Origin of the sequence: Prauserella rugosa (assembly GCF_000719975.1) — a bacterium.
GTDB classification, from domain to species: Bacteria; Actinomycetota; Actinomycetes; order Mycobacteriales; family Pseudonocardiaceae; genus Prauserella; species Prauserella rugosa.
In genome coordinates this window covers 34978-53292 of record NZ_JOIJ01000022.1, presented here as the reverse complement: position 1 = coordinate 53292, position 18315 = coordinate 34978, and the positions used below count along the sequence as shown (strand labels likewise).

At 69.7% G+C, this 18315-nt stretch carries 13 protein-coding genes; 1 reads left to right on the top strand and 12 read right to left on the bottom strand.

From position 1 onward, the window contains the following. Nucleotides 1–95 precede the first annotated feature (95 nt). The 8 genes from IF64_RS0121960 to IF64_RS0121925 all read right to left on the bottom strand — a co-directional run bounded on the left by IF64_RS0121960 (nucleotide 96) and on the right by IF64_RS0121925 (nucleotide 11778). Nucleotides 96–1553, bottom strand: a complete 1458-nt coding sequence (locus IF64_RS0121960; protein ID WP_036877521.1) for an NDP-hexose 2,3-dehydratase family protein — start codon at nucleotides 1551–1553, stop codon at nucleotides 96–98. 142 nt (nucleotides 1554–1695) lie between these two features. After that, on the bottom strand, nucleotides 1696–2667 hold the full coding sequence (locus tag IF64_RS0121955) for an NAD-dependent epimerase/dehydratase family protein (RefSeq protein WP_246134749.1): 972 nt from the start codon (nucleotides 2665–2667) through the stop codon (nucleotides 1696–1698). Then, nucleotides 2664–3914, bottom strand: a complete 1251-nt coding sequence (locus tag IF64_RS0121950) for a class I SAM-dependent methyltransferase (RefSeq protein WP_030534057.1) — start codon at nucleotides 3912–3914, stop codon at nucleotides 2664–2666. Before IF64_RS0121950 ends, IF64_RS0121955 begins: the two co-directional genes overlap by 4 nt. Before the next feature lie 65 nt (nucleotides 3915–3979). Beyond that, entirely contained in the window at nucleotides 3980–6733 is a 2754-nt protein-coding gene (locus IF64_RS0121945; RefSeq protein ID WP_051758064.1) for an AAA family ATPase, read from the bottom strand. A 239-nt stretch (nucleotides 6734–6972) separates the two neighbouring features. Beyond that, nucleotides 6973–8043 carry a peptide chain release factor 1 gene (gene prfA / locus IF64_RS0121940; protein WP_030534055.1) on the bottom strand — a complete coding sequence of 357 codons (1071 nt, stop codon included), beginning with the start codon at nucleotides 8041–8043 and terminating at the stop codon, nucleotides 6973–6975. Between the two features lie 129 nt (nucleotides 8044–8172). Next, nucleotides 8173–8400 carry a 50S ribosomal protein L31 gene (gene rpmE / locus IF64_RS0121935; protein ID WP_030534054.1) on the bottom strand — a complete coding sequence of 76 codons (228 nt, stop codon included), beginning with the start codon at nucleotides 8398–8400 and terminating at the stop codon, nucleotides 8173–8175. A 213-nt stretch (nucleotides 8401–8613) separates the two neighbouring features. Continuing rightward, nucleotides 8614–9969 (bottom strand): GntP family permease, encoded by a 1356-nt coding sequence (locus IF64_RS0121930; protein WP_030534053.1) that lies wholly within the window; start codon nucleotides 9967–9969, stop codon nucleotides 8614–8616. 57 nt (nucleotides 9970–10026) lie between these two features. Next, nucleotides 10027–11778 (bottom strand): IlvD/Edd family dehydratase, encoded by a 1752-nt coding sequence (locus IF64_RS0121925; RefSeq protein ID WP_030534052.1) that lies wholly within the window; start codon nucleotides 11776–11778, stop codon nucleotides 10027–10029. Nucleotides 11779–11904: 126 nt separating this feature from the next. Between IF64_RS0121925 and IF64_RS0121920 the strand changes: the two genes are divergently transcribed. Then, nucleotides 11905–12537, top strand: coding sequence for a GntR family transcriptional regulator (locus IF64_RS0121920; RefSeq protein WP_030534051.1), 633 nt, complete (start codon nucleotides 11905–11907; stop codon nucleotides 12535–12537). 75 nt (nucleotides 12538–12612) lie between these two features. Here the strand turns inward: IF64_RS0121920 and rho are convergent, their stop codons facing one another. From rho to IF64_RS0121900, 4 genes are all read right to left on the bottom strand, one after another. After that, entirely contained in the window at nucleotides 12613–14619 is a 2007-nt protein-coding gene (gene rho / locus IF64_RS0121915) for a transcription termination factor Rho (protein WP_030534050.1), read from the bottom strand. A 388-nt stretch (nucleotides 14620–15007) separates the two neighbouring features. Continuing rightward, on the bottom strand, nucleotides 15008–15919 hold the full coding sequence (thrB, locus tag IF64_RS0121910) for a homoserine kinase (protein ID WP_030534049.1): 912 nt from the start codon (nucleotides 15917–15919) through the stop codon (nucleotides 15008–15010). Beyond that, nucleotides 15916–17019, bottom strand: coding sequence for a threonine synthase (gene thrC / locus IF64_RS0121905; RefSeq protein WP_051758063.1), 1104 nt, complete (start codon nucleotides 17017–17019; stop codon nucleotides 15916–15918). Before thrC ends, thrB begins: the two co-directional genes overlap by 4 nt. Beyond that, nucleotides 17016–18311 (bottom strand): homoserine dehydrogenase, encoded by a 1296-nt coding sequence (locus IF64_RS0121900; protein WP_030534047.1) that lies wholly within the window; start codon nucleotides 18309–18311, stop codon nucleotides 17016–17018. The genes thrC and IF64_RS0121900 overlap by 4 nt, the downstream gene beginning before the upstream one ends. Nucleotides 18312–18315 lie beyond the last annotated feature (4 nt).

Sequence of the window (18315 nt, the reverse complement as noted above, 5' to 3'; positions counted from 1 at the left end):
CTCGATCAACGCCCACTGAGCATCCGAGAGCAACTGAAACCGCGACACGACCAGCAGCATCCCAGCCGCCAAACACTAAATTTGTCAGACACGCCCTAGCCGACCGCAGCCGCGCGCAGGCACAGCACCAACGTCCTGGCCTGGATGTTGACGTAGAAGCTGTGCCGCAGCAGCTCGTCGAGCTGCGCCAACGTCAACCACCGGTAGTCCGGGTCGTCGGCTGCCGGCTCGACGTCGGCCTCCACGGCCAGGTATCGATTACGTGCGCCCAGGAACCGGCCGCCCTCCTCGGACAGCACGGTGTCGAACCGAACGTCGCGTGCGGACAGCACCGTGTCGAGGTACCGCGGCCGCGCCGATGCGGGCAGTCCTGCGTAGTTGCCGGGGTCGCATTGCACCGTCGGTCCCAGTTCCACGACATCGGCGTATCCCGGTTCGGAGCGAGCGTGGACCAGCACGTGCAGTACGCCCTGTATCCGCTTCAGGACGAACGCGATGACGCCCGTTCCCGCCGGCTCGATCATCGGCTGCGACCAGCATGCGACCTCGCGCCCCTCGGCCCGCACGTGTGCTCCCACCACGGAGAAGAACCGTCCACTGTGGTGGGAGATGACGCCGTCGTGCTCCTGCCATCCCGGTAGACCGTGCAACGGGCACGATTCGACGCTCAGATCGGTGCGCGTGCGCGCGGCGGTGATCCAGCTGAGCACTTCCTCCGTGGTGTGCACGGCGGGCGCCCCGGGGTCGGCCGACCGCCCCAGTGCGTCGCGGAAGCCTCCCGCGGACGCCGAGCTCAGCGCCCCGCTCAAGGCCGTTCCACCGCCGGGCAAGCAGGCAAGCACGGTTCTGGTGTCCATGTTGACCAGGTCGGGGACGGCCAGCAGGGCGGCGATCTGACCCAACGTGAGCCAGCGGAATCCGTCCAGCACGTCGACCTCGTCGCCGACCTCGACGACCATGTTCCGGTTACGTTTGCGATAGAACCAGGCGCCCTGCTCCGACTGGCGAATGTCGACGAGCGCGCCGGAGACCGGATCCCGGAAGTGGTCGAGGTACGGGATGGAACGTCCCTTGTGGACTCCCGTGTAGTTGCTGCGGGTCGCCTGCACGGTCGGGGACAGCTGGACCGCAGCCCCGGGGTTGCCCGGTTCGGATTTCGCCTGCATGAGGAAATGCAGGACCCCGTCGATCTCCCTGACCAGGATGCCCAGAATCCCGATCTCCGGCTGGTTGATGATCGGCTGACACCACCGCGTCACGCCGCTGGACTCAGCGGCGTCGGACGCCGCGCCACTGCCGCGCACCTCGACGGCCACCGACTCGACACTGAAGAAGCGACCGGTCTCGTGCCTCAGGTAGCCGTTGGACTCGTCCCTGCGCCAGCCCGCGAGCTCGTCGATCGGCACGCGAGTCGTCTCCATCCGACGTCCGCGGGCCGCGTCCGCGAGCCACCCGTGCGCATCGTCGACCCCGCCGAACCTCCCCTTGCGTGCCAACAGCGACGCGGTGACCCGCGCGTCGACGCCGCTGCGCAGCGCACGGGCAGTCGACATGCGGGAAGGGGCGACCACAGAACTACTCCTCCGCCGAGTGGAGCCGGCCCGAGGCGGCGCCGACGTGCGAGGGACCGGTGTCTGCCAGCTTCACGAGGCGTACCCGGGCCGGTCAATCCGTACGTTCCCCCTATCCGCGGGTTTAGGGGTCCCGGACCGTACCGTCCGGTGCCGCCGCTCGAACGGTCTCGGCCAGCCCGTCGTCGAGGTCGACGTCGGTGCGCCAGCCGGTCACTGCGCGGAACGCGGACGGGTCGGCGACGAGGCCGCGCAGATCCATGTCCGTAGCGTGAGCCGGGGGCGGCACGGACACGACCGGAACCGGTGCCCTGTTCGCGTGCGCGGCGACAGCGTGGGCGATCCTCTCGAACAGGTCCCGCACACTGACGCCGCGGTCCGAGCCCAGCACCCACTTCCTGCCTGCGAGGCGGGGTGCGTGCGCCGCGGCCGTGACGAACGCCCGCGCCACGTCGTCGACCGCCACCAGGTCCCGCAGCATGCCTCCCTCGCCCCACACGGTCAGGGCCTGACCTGCGACGGCCCTGCGGATCATCGCCGTGACCACGCCGCGGTCCAGACCGCCGGGGGAACGGCCGTACACGGTCGGCAGCCGCAGGCTGATCCCGCCCGCGCCGAGTACATGCGCCTCGGCGGCGCACTTCTGCCGGTCGTACTCGGTGGTGGGCCGGTCGGGCTCGCTGCCGTCGACGCTGATCCGTTCACCCGCACCCGCGCCGACCTGGGAGGTCGACCCGGCCCACAGGACCGTCGGCCCACCGCCGGAGCCCACCGCGCCCGACACCGCGTGCGCGACCTCGACATTCACCTCCGCGGCCGCCTCGGCGTGCTCGGCGCCCACCCGGTAGCTTCCGCTGCCGGTGTAGAGCACGAGCGAGGCGATCACGTCCGCGCCCGCGACCGCCCTGGCTACCGCACCGGGCCGGGTCAGATCCGCGGCGACGACATCCACTCCGGACACCGATGCCGCTCCGCCCCTGGACACCGACCGGACCGTTGCTCCCGCCCTGACGAACCGGTCCGCCACCGCCGACCCGACGAACCCCGTCCCGCCGAGCACCACGACGCGCAGTCCGGTCATGTCCGGGGCGGTCACACCACACGCACCGTCGGCACGTACAGGATCCAGCGGCCCCCGGCTTCGCGGAAGGCCTGCTCCTTGGCCATGATCTCCTCGGCGTGGTTCCACGCGAACAGCAACGCGTACGGGGGATATCCGTTTCCTCCGGCACCACCGTCACCGCCGCGGAACGCCTCCGGCGGCCGGACCGGGATGTGCGAGCCGGGCGTCAGCCTGCCCTGTTTGGCCGGCGTCGTGTCACACACGAATTCGACGAGCTCGGGCCCGATACCGCAGAAGTTGGTGACGGTGGCGCTCTTGGCCGTGGCACCGTAGCCGACGACGCGACTGCCCTCGTCGCGCAGACGGCTCAGCAGGGACACGAGATCGTCGCGCACGGCATGCACTCGCGCGGCGAACTCCTCCAACACGTCCTGCTCGCCCAGCCTCGCCGAGTCCTCGGTGGACAGCCACCGGCCGACGGCCTCCGAACGCCGCCGCGCCCCGGGCAGCGCGAGGGTGTAGCGCAGTTCGCCCCCGTGCACCTCCAGGTGCTCGACGTCCACGAGCTCGAGCCCGTGCCTGCGGGCCATCTCGTCGACACTGCGGGCGCTGAAGAGAAAGAAGTGCTCGTCGTAGATCTGGTCGAACGAGGTCCGCTCGACGATGTCGCCGAGGTAGGGATCCTCGAACACGAACACCCCGTGCGGCTTCAGCAACGCCCGCACACCGGCCAGGATGGAATCCATGTAGGGGATGTGGCACAGCGTGTTGGCCGCGTAGATGACGTCGGCCAGGCCGTCGGACTCGGCGATCTGCAGCGCGGTCGACTCCTCGAAGAAGTCCTTGCGCACGCGGACACCTTCGGCCGCGGACAGGTCGGCGACATCGCCCGAGGGCTCCACCCCGAGATGCCGTACCCCCGCGGCGGCGACGGTCGCGAGCATCGTCCCGTCGTTGGAGCCCAGCTCCACGATGAACGGGTCCTCACCGGCCAACTCCGTCTCCAGGAATCGGCGCGCGAGCGCACCGAAGTGCTCGCGCATCACGGCCGAACCCCGCGAGACGTAGGGGTAGTCGTCGTGGAACATGGCCTCCCGAGGCACCTCGTTGACGAGCTGGACCATGCCACAGCCGGCGCACCGTCCCACCGCCAGCCGATAGGTGAACTCCTCGGCAGGGTCGGACGGCTCCCGGAACGCGTCGGACAACGGCTGAATTCCGAAGTCGAGGAACTCGGCCACCGCCTCACCGCAGATGCGACAGCTGGACTCGGATGTCACGGGCAGCTCCTTCTTCTCTGGTCGCGTCCTTCTCCTGTGGACAGGCGATCGACGTCTCGCAACGTTCACATCCGCACGGCCGGATCGCCGGCAGCGGCATCGCGGTCCAGCACGTCCGGCCCCAGCACGTCCGGCCCCAGCACGTCGGCGAGCTGCGCCCGGCCGGCGACCCCGAACTTGCGGTAGACCCGCGTCAGATGCTGTTCGACCGTGCTCACGGTGATGTACAGCTCACGGCTGATCTCCCGGTTGGTCCGCCCGGCCACGGCCAGTTCGACCACCCGCCGCTCGGACTCGCTCAACGACGGCCCGGCCTGCTCCTGCTCGTCCGCGTGCCCGCCGTGAAGCGGACAGACGCACGCCGCCGCGTCTCGGAGCTTCGGCCCTTCGGCCCGGACACCGGCTTCCGGCACCAGGCCGGCCGGCCCGGCCGGCAGCCCGGCAACGGCATCGCCCTCCGGCAGCCCGGCCAGCATTCGCAGCGCAACGTCTCGCGTTCGGCGGTCGGTGTTCGGATGCTCGAGCTGACGGATCAGGAGATCCCGTGCGGTGTCGTACCGACCGAGTGCGGCACTGGCCTCGGCGAGATCGACGCGCCATGCGGCGACGAGCGGCACGTCCGCACCCCACTTCTCCATCTGCCTGCCGCACTCACGGAAGTCACTCACGGCCGCCAGGACCCGGCCCTGTGCAAGCTGCGCGTGTCCGCGAGCACGCAGATGGAACAGCGACATGGCATTGACCGACACCGGTTCGGGAACCGGGATTCGCAGCGCCTCCTCGATGCGTTCGGTGTCGCCGAGCTGCGCGGCGGCCAGGAGCCGGACCCCGACGGGGTAGGTGACCGATGCTCCCCAGCTCTGCGCCGGAAGCAACGTCAGCGCCGAGGTCGCGAGCGCTTCTGCCTCGGCAGGAGCTCCTCGCCGCAGAGCCAGATGGGCGCGCACGACCTCGAACACCGCCTGCCAGGTCACCGCTCCGCGGCCCGCGGCACTGTCGATGACGTGCCGGCACCAGCGCTCCGCCCGCGCTCCCCGACCCCCGGGGCCGACATCGGCACCGGCATCGCGGTCGGCGCCGGTTTCGGCGCCGGTCTCGGCATCCGTATCGGCATCGGTATCGGCATAGAGGAGCACGAGCAATGCCGTCGCCCCCACTTCCGGTGGGGTCTCCCCGGGTCGGCTGCTGCGGAGGACGTGTTCCGCGGCATCGACCGACCGCACGTCGATCCGCCCGGCCCAGAATCCGCCGAGCGCCTCGGCCACCTCCACCCACGGGTCGTCGGGCAGTCCGGCATCATCGCAGCCCGCCGGAAGATCGACACCAGCCTCGACACCGTGGAACCGGCACAGCACTCTGAGTTCCGCCGTGGTCTGTGGGTCGAACGCCTCGGGAATCTCGCGGCAGCGCGTGAGCACCCGATCGACGAGTTCCCCGTCGCCCGTCCCGAGACCGAGCCAGAGCAGGATCAGCAGATCACGACCGCGCCGCGCCCCGTCGCAGAGTTCACGCCGCACCGGGAACACGACCGCCGACGACGCCGAGGGGCTGGTCAGCATCAGCGCGCGGACGAGTTCCCTGGTCGTGTCGAGCCGATCGTGCTCGCCGGCCAGTGCCGAGGCCAGTTCCAACGAGGCGATCCCCGCGGTGATCCGATCGCCGCGCAGGTCCTGCTCGGCCGCATTCCGCAGCACCTCCACCGCCCAGGGCAGCTCGGCGGCGCTCGCACCGCCCAGCGCGCGCAGGTGCCGCGCGATGTCGCGGGCCTCCCCGCCCCGACGGTAGAGCTCGCGGGCCGCTCGCCGATGCCACTCGGCCCGCTCGGTCGCCTCCATGCCGTCGGCGATGACAGCGGCCAGCGCGGGATGACGCAGGCGGAGACCACACGTGATCCCGGCCGCGCCGAGCAACTCGATCGCGTGCCGGACCTGATGGACACGTGCCTCGGCCAGCCGGGCGATGAGCTCCGGTTCCCCGTCCTCACCGAGGATCACCATGGCCTGCGCGATCCGGCGGGTCACGAGGCCGACATGCTGCAACGCAGCCAGAACAGCGGCGGTCGTGGCCTCCCCCGGCTGTGGAGGGACGGACGGAGGGTCCGCCGCGGCATCGGCGAGCAGAGCTTCGACGAGCGCGGGGTTACCTCCGGTGACATCGTGCCAGGCGGGGGCCAGCTGCCGGCCACGCTCGGTGCCCCACCGTTCGGCCAGCTGCTCGGTGATCTCCTCGACGTTGAGCCGCCGCAAGCGTATGCGGGTTACCGCGCCCCCTCCTGCGCGGAGACCGGGCGACAGCGGATAGGGCAGGTCCCATTCGCCGAGTACGAGCAGGATGCGCGCGGACGAGAGTCGGCGCCGCAGGTGAAGGACGAACTGTTGCGACAGCGAGTCGGCGAACTGCAGATCGTCCACCACGACCACCACGGGCCGGTCACGGGACAGCTCGAGCAGCAGGCTCGCCAGGTCGTTCAGGAACCGGGTCTCGGCGCCCACCCCACGCACCGGAGCGCTCGGCTCTCGGCGTTCGGCGTGGGAGGTCAGCAACCGGGCTACGCGATCGGCAAGGTCGGGTGGCAGCCGAGCTCCGCGGAAGAGCTGGTCCAGCACGCCGCCCGGTAACGAACCCTCGCTCCACACGGCTGTGGCGTACAGGGTCAGCGCGCCGCTGCCCGCTGCCTCGTCGGCGAATCGTTGCACCAGATCCGTCTTGCCGCTGCCGAGGCAACCGGTGACGACGGACAGACCGCCCGTACCCTCGCCACAGGCCGACAGCAGCCGTGCGAGCTCGTCGAGCTGAGCCCGGCGATCCCGCGGGGCCATGCACACCGCTCCTCCACTCGATTCCGGCAACGACCCTTCCGGCGACAGAATGCACGAGGCAGCGCCGGAAAGTGCGGGAAACGGTGCAATTCGATCGACGACGACAATCGAGTCGTGACCATCGGCACCTGGCCAGACCGGGAGAATACGGCAGCTAACAGGATTTTCGTTGCGGCGCAAGGAATTCCGGGAAAAGGAAAGACGAAAACCGTTTCGTCAACCCTACGTTCGTCGTCGCCTCAGGACTGCGATTCGGCGAGGCGCTCCTCGCGGTCGGCCGACTGCAGCGCGTCGAGCACGCCGTCGAGGTCGCCGTCCAGCACCTGGTCGAGGTTGTAGGCCTTGTAGTTGACGCGGTGATCGGAAATGCGGTTCTCGGGGAAGTTGTAGGTGCGCACACGCTCGGAACGGTCGACCGTGCGCACCTGTGACCGGCGGGCGTCGGCGGCCTTGGCCGCGGCCTCCTCCTCGGCCATCGCCTGCAGCCGGGCCTGGAGCACCTGGATCGCGCGAGCCCGGTTCTGGATCTGCGACTTCTCGTTCTGACAGGACACGACGATGCCGGTCGGCAGGTGCGTGACGCGCACGGCGGAGTCGGTGGTGTTCACGCTCTGCCCGCCGGGCCCCGAACTGCGGAAGACGTCGATGCGCAGGTCGTTGGGGTCGACCTCGACCTCGACCTCCTCCGGTTCGGGATAGATCAGCACGCCCGCCGCCGAGGTGTGGATGCGGCCCTGCGACTCGGTCGCGGGCACGCGCTGCACCCGGTGCACCCCGCCCTCGAACTTCAGCCGCGACCACACGCCGTCGGCGGTCGGTTCCTTGGTCTTGATCGAGACGGTGACGTCCTTGTAGCCGCCCAGGTCGGACTCGGTGGAGCCGAGAACCTCGGCCTTCCAGCCGTAGCGTTCGGCATAGCGCAGGTACATGCGCAGCAGGTCGCCCGCGAACAGCGCCGACTCCTCGCCGCCCTCACCGGACTTGATCTCCATGACGACGTCGGCCCCGTCGTGCGGGTCACGCGGCAGGAGCAGTTCGGTCAGCTTCGCTTCGAGCTCGGGGATCCGCTGCTCCAGCTGGGCGGCCTCCTCGGCGAACGAGGGGTCGTCGGAGGCCAGCTCCTTGGCCGCGGCGAGGTCGGACCGGGCACCCTCGAGCTCGTTCACGGTCTTCACGACCGGCGACAGCTCGGCGTAACGCCTGCCCAGTTTGCGCGCCCGCGTCTGGTCGGCGTGCACGGACGGGTCGCCGAGGGCGGTCTCGAGCTCGGCGTACTCGTCGAGCAGCCCCTGAAGGGACGCTGATTCCACTGCACTGCTCCTTGTTCGATCACCGACTACCGGGACGAGCCCGGCGGACCCTGCCGGCGGAGCGTCCGCCGGAACAGAGAACGGCGCCCGCATCCGCCACAGGGGCGGACACGGGCGCCGTCGGTGAAGCTACTTGGCGCCGGACTTCTTGTCCCGCTTGCCGTAGCGCGCCTCGAAGCGGGCGACGCGGCCACCGGTGTCCAGAATCTTCTGCTTACCGGTGTAGAACGGGTGGCACGCCGAGCAGATCTCGACGTAGATGTGGCCGGACTCGCGCGTGCTCCGGGTGCTGAAGGTGTTGCCGCAGCCGCACACGACCTCGGTCACGACGTAGTTCGGGTGAATACCGCTCTTCATGGTGTCCTCTCTCTGTGGCTCCGGGTCCTCCCGCGTCGTTCCTGCGGGCGAAGGTGAACCGGAGCCGGACGTCAGCGGGCTAATTCTGCCAGACGGCCCGACACGCACTTCAACGCACCACCCCCACCAGGCATTCCCACCCCGTGAAGGTGCTCCCAAGGGCCCTATGGTCGCGTTGAACGCGACCATAGGGCCCTTGGGAGCTTCGGGGTATCAGCCGACGAAGGCGCTCAGGGTGAGCGCGACACCACAGCCGGTGACGCCCACGATCGTCTTCATCACCGTCCACGACTTGAGCGTGTCGGCCACCGACATCCCGAAGTAGCGGTTCGCCATCCAGAAGCCCGAGTCGTTCACGTGGGAGAACGCGGCCGCACCGCTGGCGATGGCGATGCAGGTCAACGCGACGACCGAGTCGCTGGCGCCGATCGTCGACGCCACCGGTGCGGTCAGCGTCGCGCCGGTGATCATGGCGACGGTGCCCGAGCCCTGCGAGATGCGGATGATCGACGCGGTGATGAAGCCGAACAGCACGAGCGGCATGTTCATGTCGCTCATCCAGTCGGCGAGCACGTCGCCCATCCCCGAGTCGACGAGCAGACCGCCGAAGACGCTGCCCGCTCCGGTGATGAGGATGATGACGCCTGCCGGGCCCAGGGCCGACGTGGTCATCTTCTGCAGGTCCTCCCTGGTGGAGCCCCGGCGGACGCCGAAGAAGTACAGCGTGTACAGGCACGTCAGCAGCAGGGCGATCACCGGGTGGCCGATGAAGGCGATGACAGTGCGCGCGGTGTTGCCCTCGGGGAGCACCGCCTCGCTGGTCGTGCCCGCCAGGATCAGCACCAGCGGGAGCAGCAGTGCCCCGACGACGGCACCGAAGCGCGGCAGGGTGTTCGGGTCACGCTCGCCGTCCTCGCGCGAGGCGTCCAGTTCCTCCGGCACCGGCACGAAGATCTTCTTCGAGATCCAGCGGCCGAAGATGGGGCCGGCCACCGCCATGGCGGGAAGGCCGCACAGCACACCGAACAGGATCACCAGGCCGAGGTCGGCGTTCATCACGCCGGCGGTGGCGATCGGTCCCGGCGTCGGCGGGATGAACGTGTGGGTCACACTCACGCCCGCACACAACGGGATTCCGTAGTACAGCAGGGATTTCCCGGTCCGTTTGGCGATCGTGTACAGCATCGGTACGAGGATCACGATCGCCACGTCGATGAACACCGCGATCGACACGAGGAACCCGGCGAAGCCCAGTCCCCACGCGACGTTCCGTTCGGAGAACCGGTTGATCAGCGTCGACGCGAGCTGTTCGGCCGCGCCCGCGCGTTGGAGCACGTGGCCGAACACGGCGCCGAGCCCGACGACGAGCGCCACCTGGCCGAGTCCGCCTCCCATCTCCTCGACGACGAGTTCGACGAGGTCGGTGGGGTTGGTGCCGGTCGCGAGCCCGAAACCGATGCTCGCGATCAGCAGCGCGATGAAGGCCTGCAGCTTGACCCAGATCACCAGGCCGAGCAGCAGACCGATCGACAGGGCCGCTGCGATGAGGGTCCACGTCGTCTGTGTCATGACATCACCATTGAGTGTCGAAAGGGAAAGAGTGGGGTTTGCGGGGAGAACTCGGGGTCAGCGGGCGCGAGGAACGGCGCCGCGCTTGGACTCGGCCTGCAGGAAGCGGAAGTCGACGCCCTCCTCGGCCTGGGTGACCTCGTCGACGAACAACTTCCGGTAGCCGCGCGCCGGGGTCGCCGGTCGCGTCACGGGCTGGCCCTCGGCGCGCCGTGCGAGCTCGTCGTCGCTCACCTCGAGCGAGAGCACGCGGTCGGTGACGCTGAGCCGGACGGTGTCGCCGTCGCGGACGTAGGCGAGCGGACCGCCGATCGCCGATTCCGGAGAGACGTGCAGCACGATCGTGCCGCGCGCCGTGCCGGACATGCGGCCGTCGGAGATGCGCACCATGTCCTTGACGCCCTGCCGGGCGAGCTTCTTGGGGATCGGGATGTAGCCGGCCTCGGGCATGCCCGGCGCGCCGGTCGGCCCGATGTTCTTGAGCACGAGGACGTCGTCGGCCCGCACGTCGAGGTCTTCGGAGTCGATGCGCTCGGCCATGTCGGCGGAGTTCTCGAACATTACGGCGCGTCCGGTGTGCTCGAGCAACTCCGGGGTCGCGGCGGCCTGCTTGATGATCGCGCCGCCGGGTGCGAGGTTGCCGCGCAGCACGGCGATGCTGCCCGCCGGGTAGATCGGGTCCTCGCGCGGGCGGACGACTTCCTGCGGGAACGAGGTGTCGCGCTCGGCGAGCTCCTCCCCCAGCGTGCGCCCGGTGATCGTGAGTGCGTCGAGGTCGATGAGGTCGCGCAGGCGCTCCAGCAGCATCGGGATGCCACCCGCCCGGTGCAGGTCCTCCATGTAGTGCGTGCCTGCGGGCTTGAGGTTGACCAGCACCGGGGTCTCTCTGCTGAGCCGGTCGAAACGCTCGAGGTCGAGGTCGAAGCCGAGGCGGCCGGCCACGGCGGCCAGATGCACGATGCCGTTGGTCGACCCGCCGAGTGCCAGGAGCACGCGCAGGGCATTCTCGAACGACGACTCGGTGAGGATCCGGTCGATCGTGAGCCGTTCGCGCGCGATGCCGACGGCGCGCGTGCCGGTCTGCTCGGCGATGCGCATGCGGTCGGCGGTGACGGCGGGCGGCGTGGCACTGCCGGGCAGGGCGATGCCCATCGCCTCGGCGATCCCCGCCATCGTGCTGGCGGTGCCCATCACCGAGCACGTTCCGACGCTGCCGACGAGGCTCGAGTTGACCTCGGAGATCTCCTGGTCGTCGATCTCGTCGCCGCGGTACCTGCCCCAGAAGGCGCGGCAGTCGGTGCAGGCGCCGACGCGTTCGCCGCGGTGGCCGCCGGTGAGCATGGAGCCGGTGACGAGCTGGATCGCGGGGATGCCGGCCGATGCGGCGCCCATCAGCTGCGCGGGGACGGTCTTGTCGCAACCGCCGATGAGCACGACCGCGTCCAGCGGCAGCGCGTTGATCATCTCCTCGGTGTCCATCGACATGAGGTTGCGCAAGTACATGCTCGTCGGGTTGGAGAAGCTCTCGTGCAACGAGATCGTCGGGAAGTCGACGGGCAGTCCGCCCGCGAGCATCACGCCCCGCTTCACGGCCTCGATGAGCTGCGGCATGTTGCCGTGGCAGGGGTTGAACCCGCTGCCGGTGTTGACGATGCCGACGACCGTGCGGTCGAGCGCCTCGTCGGTGTAACCCGCACCCTTGATGAACGCCTTGCGCAGGAACAACGAGAACCCAGAGTCGCCGTAGTTCGGCAGGCCTCGCGTCATGCCCTGGGTGGGGTCGTCCGCGTCACGCACGCCGTCAGCCATTATCGACCTCATTATCAATAATCTTTCCGATGAAAACGGCGACATCTAACCACGGTTGTGGAAGCATGCGCAACGCCCGTGCGAAACTGATTCACCCACCCCGGACGTCATGGAGGTAGCAGCGCGTTGTCCTTGCTCGAGCAGCTGGAGGAGGAGATCGTCCTCGGCCTGCGATTCCCGAGGGAACGACTCGTCGAGGACGAGCTCATGCGGGCGTTCTCCGCGAAGCGGCACGTCGTGCGCAGTGCGTTGCAGGAGCTCGAGAGCCGGGGACTCGTGGAGCGCAAACCCAACGTGGGCGCCTTCGTGAAGGCGTACACGGCCAAGGAGGTGCGTGACCTGTACGCGGTCCGCGAGCTGCTGGAGGTCCACTGTGCACGGTTGATCCCGGTGCCGGTCGACGGGGAGCGATTGGAGGAGCTCGTGGAGATCCAGCGCAGGCACGACGCCGGCGTCGACGCGGGACAGCTGCGGGACGTCACCAAGGCGAACACGGCCTTCCATCGCACCCTGTTCGGCCTGTCCGACAACACGGTGCTGGTGGAGGCGATCCAGCGGCACGCCCAGATGGCACACGCGATCCGGTCGGTGACGGTCACGTCGCCGGAGTATCTGTCGCGCAGCAGGAACGAGCACTGGGCGATGATCGACGCCCTCCGGTCGGGCGACAGCGAGACGCTGGCCGACCTGTGCCGCGAGCACCTGCTGCCCTCGCGCGACGCGTACCTGACACGGCTCACCAGCGCAGGGCCCGCCTGAGGGCACTGCACCCCGAACACGCGTGTGGCCCCCGCCGGCGTTCGACGGGGGCCACACGCGTGTCTCGGGCGAGGACTACTGCTGTTCGTCGGCGCCCGGGGTGCTCTTCGAGATCTGCATCAGGAACTCGATGTTCGTCTTCGACTTCTTGAGCCGGTCGATGAGCAGGTCGATCGCCTGCTGCGAGTCGAGCGCGTGCAGCACTCGGTGCAGCTTGTGCGTGACGGCCAGCTCGTCCGGCGAGAGGAGCAGCTCCTCCTTGCGCGTGCCGGACGGGTTGACGTCGACCGCGGGGAACACGCGGCGCTCGGCGATCTTCCGGTCGAGCTTGAGCTCGGCGTTACCGGTGCCCTTGAACTCCTCGAAGATGACCGTGTCGCCGGTGGAACCGGTCTCCACCATCGCGGTGGCGAAGATGGTCAGCGAACCGCCGTCCTCGATGTTGCGGGCCGCGCCGAGGAACCGCTTCGGCGGGAACAGCGCCGTCGAGTCGACACCACCGGAGAGGATCCGGCCGGACGCCGGGGCCGCCAGGTTGTAGGCACGGCCGAGGCGGGTGATCGAGTCGAGCAGCACGACCACGTCGTGACCCATCTCGACGAGCCGCTTGGCCCGCTCGATGGACAGCTCGGCGACCGTCGTGTGGTCCGACGGCGGGCGGTCGAACGTCGAGGCGATGACCTCGCCGTTCACCGACCGCTGCATGTCGGTGACCTCTTCGGGACGCTCGTCCACGAGCACGACCATCAGGTGGCACTCGGGGTTGTTCGTCGTGATCGCGTTGGCGATGTCCTGCATGATCGTCGTCTTACCGGCCTTCGGCGGCGAGACGATGAGTGCACGCTGGCCCTTGCCGACCGGCATCACCAGGTCGATGACGCGGGTGGTCAGCTTGGTGGGCTGCGTCTCGAGGCGGAGCCGCTCGTTGGGGTACAGCGGCGTCAGCTTCGTGAACTCGGGGCGCTTCTTGGCGACCTCGGAGTCGAGTCCGTTGACCGAGTCGACACGCACCAACGGGTTGAACTTCTGCCGCTGCTGCTCGCCCTCACGCGGCTGGCGGACGACACCGGTGATCGCGTCACCGCGGCGCAGGCCGTGCTTGCGGACCAGCGACAGCGAGACGTAGACGTCGTTCGGTCCCGGCAGGTACCCCGACGTGCGCACGAACGCGTAGTTGTCGAGCACGTCGAGGATGCCGGCCACGGGCAGCAGCACGTCGTCCTCGCGGATCTCCGTGTCGCCCTCGCCACGACCGCCTCCGCGACGGCGACGGTCCCGGTAGCGACGTCCGCGGCGGCCGCCGCGCTCGTCGTCGTCCCGGTTGTCCTTGCCGCCGTCCCGGCTGTTGTCTCCGCGGTTGTTGTCTCCGCGGTTGTCACCACGGTTGTTGTCGCCACGGTTGTTCTGCTTGCGGTCGCCGGACTCGTCGTCCGAACGGTCCTGGCCGCCGGCGTTGCTGCCGCCGTTGCCAGCGTTGCCAGCGTTGCCGTTGTCGGTGCCCCGACCGGCACCGCCGCGACGGCGACGGCGTCCGCCACCCTCACCGGACTGACCGGATTCGGCGTCGCCCTCGGGCTTCTGCTTCGCGCCGCCCCGGGTCTCGGCCTTGTCGGCCTTCGCAGCCTTGTCGCCCTTGGCCGCGCCGTTCGCAGACCCGTCGGCCTTCGCGGTGCCGTCGGCCTTCGCGGTGGAGTCACCGTCCGAACCGGTCTGAACCTTCTGCTCGGCCCCGGCCTGTTCGTCGGTGCTCTTCTGCGCCGTCCTGGCGTTCGACCTGGCTGGCTTGCTCTCGGTGTCGAGAGGCAGGGTCGCCTCGGCGGACTGCGTCTCGCCGCCGCGGGGCTTCTTGGTCTTGCCCTGCCGTTCGCGGATGGCGGCGATCAGGTCCCCCTTGCGCATGCCCGTGGTGTCGCCGATGCCGAGTTCGGTGGCGAGAGCACGAAGATCGGCGATGACCATGCCGGACAGCCCACCAGGACGCCGCTTCGGCGTCGATGCTGCACCGCCTGCCTGCGACTCCCCGTCACCCGGCGCGCTTGCCTGGGCGTTCGCGTCGCCGCTCAAAAGATCGGTGTTGCTCACACATGTCCTTCCTGACCGGTCCACGCCTTGTCGGTGAACCAGCGGACCGCCGCCCGCGTCCGAATTGCGAGACGGCGTTTCGGCTCTCTGCATGCGGCCGGCGCTGAGACGTGGGTGTCGCAGCGGCGACGCCGCTTGCAAGAGGTGGGGCCGACCACCGTGATACCGGGTACCCCCGCTGACCTCAGAGACAACGGAAGATGTATCCGGGAGATGTTCCCGAGACCATCACCGGGTGCGGATATCGAGCACGGTGACCGAACGCCCCCGAGCGTAGACCGCCCACCTTGTGGGTGCAACAACCACCCCGCCCCGTGGCGTGCCTCACTACCGGTGGGCACACGCTCGTGGGGACGAGAGCCGGGACGAGGCCGCGCACCGGGGCCGCTCAGGCCCGGGTGACCTGCACTCCGTCCAGGTCGATCGCCAGCTCGGTGACGTCGTATCCGTCAACGTCGAGGTCCGGGGGGAATATTCCCGCCGCGTTCCCCCGGCCGTCATCTGTGCCGTCACCGTAGGGCAGCGCGAGCACGGTCGGTCCGGCACCGGAGACCGCCGCAGCCACGCCGCGGGCCCGCAGTCCGTCGACCAGCCGCATCGTGTCGGGGTAGGCGGGCCTGCGATACCCCTGGTGGAGACGGTCGTCGGTGGCGTCGAGCAGCAGGTCCGGCCGCCGGGTCATGGCGTGCACGGCCAGCGCGGTGCGGCTGCCCGCGAACACGGCGTCGGCCAGCGGTACCCGGTCGGGCAGGAGTCCGCGGGTCTCGTGGGTCGAGGACTGCGTGGGCGGCACCGCCACGACGGGCCGGATCGACTCGTGCGGGGTCAGCCGCTCCGCGTGGAACCGCTCCCCCGACGACCACGCCACGACGAACCCGCCGTACAGGCTGGCGGCCACGTTGTCGGCGTGTCCCTCGAACTCGGCAGCCAGGTGCAGCGCGTCGGCGTCGAGCTCGCGGCCCGCGACCGTGTAGGCGGCCGCGATTCCCGTGACGATCGCCGCCGCCGACGACCCGAGCCCGCGCGAGTGCGGAATCGCGTTGTGACACCGCAACCGCAGCCCAGGCGGCGTGATGCCCAGCCGGGCGCACGCCGCCTCCCACGCCCGTACGACGAGATGCCGCGGCCCGCGCGGCACCTTGCGCATGTCGCCGGCACCCGCGTCGAGGACCTCGATGTCCACACCGGACTCGGTGGTCTCGAACTCCACGATGTCGTGCAGTGCCAACGCAAGACCGAGCGAGTCGAATCCCGGCCCGAGGTTCGCCGTCGAGGCCGGAACCCGGACGGTGAACCTCACGAGAGCTCCAATGCGGACGCCACGGCACGCGGGTCGACGGCGAGCGGTTCGACCTCGACGTTGCCCTCCAGGGCCGTGCCGGGGTCCTTCAGGCCGTGCCCGGTGACCGTGCAGACAACGGTGGCACCGCTGGGAATCCGGCCGTCGTCGGCGGTCGCGAGCAATCCGGCGACGCTCGTCGCCGAGGCCGGCTCGACGAACACGCCCTCCTTGCTCGCCAGGAGCCGGTAGGCGGCCAGGATCTTCTCGTCGGTCACGGCGTCGAACAGTCCCCCGCTGGCCGTTTTCGCCTTCACCGCGCCTTCCCACGAGGCCGGGCTGCCCACGCGGATGGCCGTGGCGACCGTCTCCGGCTCCGTCACGGGCTCACCCCGCACGAGCGGAGCTGCCCCCGCCGCCTGGAATCCGAACATGCGCGGGGTCGCCTCGACGATCCCGTCGGCGGCGTACTCGGTGTAGCCGGCCCAGTAGGCGGTGATGTTGCCCGCGTTGCCGACGGGCAGGCAGTGGATGTCCGGTGCGTACCCGAGCGCGTCACAGATCTCCCACGCCGCACTCTTCTGGCCGACCAGGCGCACCGGGTTGACCGAGTTCACCAGCGTCACCGGATAGTCGGCCGCAGTCTTGCGCGCCAGTTCGAGACAGTCGTCGAAGTTGCCGTCGATCTGCAGGATCCGCGCGCCGTGCAGCACCGCCTGCGCCATCTTGCCGAGCGCGATCTTGCCCTGTGGCACCAGCACGGCCGTGGCGAGACCGGCCCGCGCGGCGTACGCCGACGCCGACGCCGAGGTGTTACCCGTCGAGGCGCAGATGACGGCCTTGAGCCCGCTCGCCCTCGCGTGCGTCATGGCGACGGTCATCCCCCGGTCCTTGAATGACCCGGTCGGGTTCGCGCCCTCGACCTTGAGATACACCGACGCACCGGTCAGCTCCGACAGGTGCGGGGCGGGCAGCAACGGCGTGTTGCCCTCCCCGAGCGTCACGACCTCGGCGCCCTCGGGAATCGGGATCCGCGACGAGTACGCCTTGATGATCCCCGGCCAGCCCGCCTTCACGGCGCCGCTCGCACCCACCGCGCCCACCGCGCTCTCGCTGCTCACTCCGCCTCGCCTTCCACACGCATCACACTCACGACCTCGCGCACGACGTCGAGCTTGTCGATCTCATCCACAGTGGACCGCAACGCGGCGTCGGGAGCCTGGTGCGTGACCACGACCAGGCTCGCGGTGGAACGCCGATCCCGTTGGCGCACGGTGGAAATACTCACGCCGTGAGCCGCGAAGACCTGCGCCACCTGCGCGAGCACGCCAGGCTTGTCGGCCACGTCGAGACTCACGTGATAACGCGTCGGCGTCTGCCCCATCGGGCGCACCGGCAGCGCGGCGTGCGCGGACTCGCGCGGACCACGCCCTCCGGCGACCTTGTTCCTGGCGGCCGACACCAGGTCGCCGAGCACGGCACTGGCCGTGGGGGCACCGCCCGCGCCCTGGCCGTAGAACATCAGCTGCCCCGCGGCCTCGGCCTCGACGTACACGGCGTTGAAGGCACCGCTGACGCCGGCGAGCTGATGCGAGCGCGGGATCATCACCGGATGCACGCGGGCCGACACCGACTCCGAACCGTCCTCTTCGGTCACCCGCTCGCAGATGGACAGCAGTTTGACCGTACGCCCCAACGACTTCGCGGCCGTGATGTCCGACGAGCTGATGCCCGCGATGCCCTCGCGGTAGACGTCGGCCGCCGTCACCCGGCTGTGGAAGGCGAGCGACGCGATGATGGCCGCCTTCGACGCGGCGTCGTAACCGTCCACATCGGCCGTCGGATCGGCCTCGGCATACCCGAGCCGCGTGGCCTCGTCGAGCGTCTCGGCGTAGCCGGCACCCGTCGAGTCCATCGCGGACAGGATGAAGTTGGTCGTGCCGTTCACGATGCCCATCACCCGCGTGATGCGGTCACCGGCCAGCGACTCGCGCACCGGGCGCAGCAACGGGATGGCCCCCGCGACGGCGGCCTCGTAGTACAGGTCGGCACCCGACTCGGCGGCGGCGTCGGCCAGCTCGCCCGCATGCTCCGAGAGCAAGGCCTTGTTACCCGTGACGACCGATTTCCCCTTACGCAGGGCCGAAAGCAACCAACCGCGCACCGGATCGATACCGCCGATCAGCTCGACCACGATGTCCACATCGGAGTCGATGAGCGCCGTCGCGTCGGCCGTCACCAGCTCCTGCGGCAGCTCCGGGTGCTTGTCCGGCCTCCGCACCGCGATGCCCGCCAGCTCCACCGGCGCGCCCACGCGCGCGGCGAGCTCGCCCGGGTCGTCCAGCAGCATGCGAGTCACTTCACTGCCGACGGTCCCGCAGCCGAGCAGGGCCACCTTGACCGGCTCCGTCATGACA

Coding starts and splice junctions, on each gene's coding strand:
- IF64_RS0121960 (WP_036877521.1), bottom strand. CDS start 1,553: ATGTCGACTGCCCGTGCGCTGCGCAGCGGCGTCGACGCGCGGGTCACC.
- IF64_RS0121945 (WP_051758064.1), bottom strand. CDS start 6,733: ATGGCCCCGCGGGATCGCCGGGCTCAGCTCGACGAGCTCGCACGGCTG.
- rpmE (WP_030534054.1), bottom strand. CDS start 8,400: ATGAAGAGCGGTATTCACCCGAACTACGTCGTGACCGAGGTCGTGTGC.
- IF64_RS0121930 (WP_030534053.1), bottom strand. CDS start 9,969: ATGACACAGACGACGTGGACCCTCATCGCAGCGGCCCTGTCGATCGGT.
- IF64_RS0121925 (WP_030534052.1), bottom strand. CDS start 11,778: ATGGCTGACGGCGTGCGTGACGCGGACGACCCCACCCAGGGCATGACG.
- IF64_RS0121900 (WP_030534047.1), bottom strand. CDS start 18,311: ATGACGGAGCCGGTCAAGGTGGCCCTGCTCGGCTGCGGGACCGTCGGC.